The organism is Streptomyces sp. NPDC058964 (genome assembly GCF_042741275.1).
Taxonomy (GTDB): domain Bacteria; phylum Actinomycetota; class Actinomycetes; order Streptomycetales; family Streptomycetaceae; genus Streptomyces.
The window spans coordinates 1-1568 of record NZ_JBHYKH010000943.1 but is presented as its reverse complement, the minus strand read 5'-3'; the positions used below and the strand labels follow the sequence as shown (position 1 = coordinate 1568).

1 protein-coding gene is annotated in these 1568 nt (G+C 74.4%); it reads right to left on the bottom strand.

Going from position 1 to position 1568, the window contains the following annotated elements; all coding sequences use genetic code 11:
- Positions 1–1568 (bottom strand): condensation domain-containing protein (locus tag ACFW2E_RS46610; RefSeq protein WP_384478179.1); only part of this gene is annotated, 1568 nt, incomplete at both ends.

Below are 1568 nucleotides of genomic sequence, written 5' to 3'. Positions count from 1 at the left end.
CCGGCGGGCGCTTCCACCGCGGCGGCCGCACCGGTCTCCCGGACGGCCGCCGTCGCGTCCCGGGCCGTCTCCTCGAGCAGCAGCAGGAACTCTTCGCCCAGCCCGGTGGCGGTCTCCGCGTCCAGGATGTCGAGGTTGTGGTCGAGCCGGACCGTGCCCGCGTCGGGGGTCATGGTGATCATCAGGTCGAGGTCGGTGTAGCCGGTTCCGGCGGGCAGCACCTCGAGCCGCTTCAGGCCGCCGGAGAAGCGGACGAAGTTGAAGTACACCTCCACCAGCGGCGCGTTGGCCCGGTACAGCCCCTGCTTGGCGAGGGTGGCCAGGACGTCCGAGAACATGGCGCCCTTGGCCAGCACCTTCTCCAGCCGGCCGTCGGTGCGGCGCAGTACCTCCTCGACCGTCTCGCCCGCGGCGGCCTGCGCCGGGAACGGCACCGGCACGCCGTAGAAACCCACCGCGCCGAAGGCGTCGGCGTGGATACGGGTGTCGACCGGAACGGCGAGCACGAACCGCTCGCGCTCCCGCTTCCTGGCCAGCAGCACGGTCAGCGTGCCGAGGCAGAAGGCGGCGGGTGTGACGGCCAGGCGGCTCGCGGCCGCCGAGACCCGCTGCATGAGGCCGTCGGGCAGGGTGACGGTCACGCTGCCGGCCCGGTACGAGCGGGTCTTCGGCCGCGGACGGCTGAGCGTGAGGTCCAGTCGCTCACTGCCGTGGAAGGCCTCGCGCCACTCGGCGCCGGCCCCTTCGCCGCCCTGCTGGGCCTCGATGAGCAGGTCGATGTCCCGGTTGGTGACGGTGCCGCCGAGCGGGGTGCCGGACAGTTCGGCGTCGATCTCCCCGGCCACGAGCAGCAGGGACTGCAGGTCGCTCACCGCGTGGTGCGCGCCGAAGACCAGGATCTGGCCCCGCGTGCCGCCGTCGAGCAGTTCGAAACGCCACAGCGACGGGCTCGCCAGGTCGAACGGCGGCTCCAGCAGCCGGCGGAGCCGGCCGGCCGGATCCGGGTCGGCGTCGGCGGTCCACCGCAGTACCGGCTCCGCCGTTTCCCGGTCCACGCGCAGCTGCCGTGCGCCGTCGGGCCCGGTGACGATCGCGGTGCGCAGGGCCGCGTGGCGTGCGGCCAGCCGGTCCAGGATGCCGGTGAGGGCTTCGCGGGTGGTCGGCTCGGTGAGGCGCACGGCGAGGCCGACACCGTGCGCCGCGTCGGGCATGTCCGGCCGGGCGCTGCGGAGCAGGCGTACGACGTCACGGGTGGCGGGCCGCAGCTCGGTCTCGGGCACCTCCGCCGGGGTGTCCTCGCGTTCCGGCCGTGCCGCAGTGTCGCGTTCGGGCAGGGCCGCGCCCAGGGCGCGGGCGAGGCCGCGGATGTCGGCGGCCGAGAAGACGTCGGCGGCGGGGAGTTCGGCACCCAGCTCGCGGGCGAAGGCGTTGCGCAGCCGGACCAGCATCAGGGAGTCCAGGCCCAGTTCCTTGAGGGCCGTGGTCGCGAACACGTCCACGGCACCGCCGGAGACCTCGCCGACCCTGGCCCGTACGTACGCCTCGAGGCACTCGGCGCGGTCCTGCTC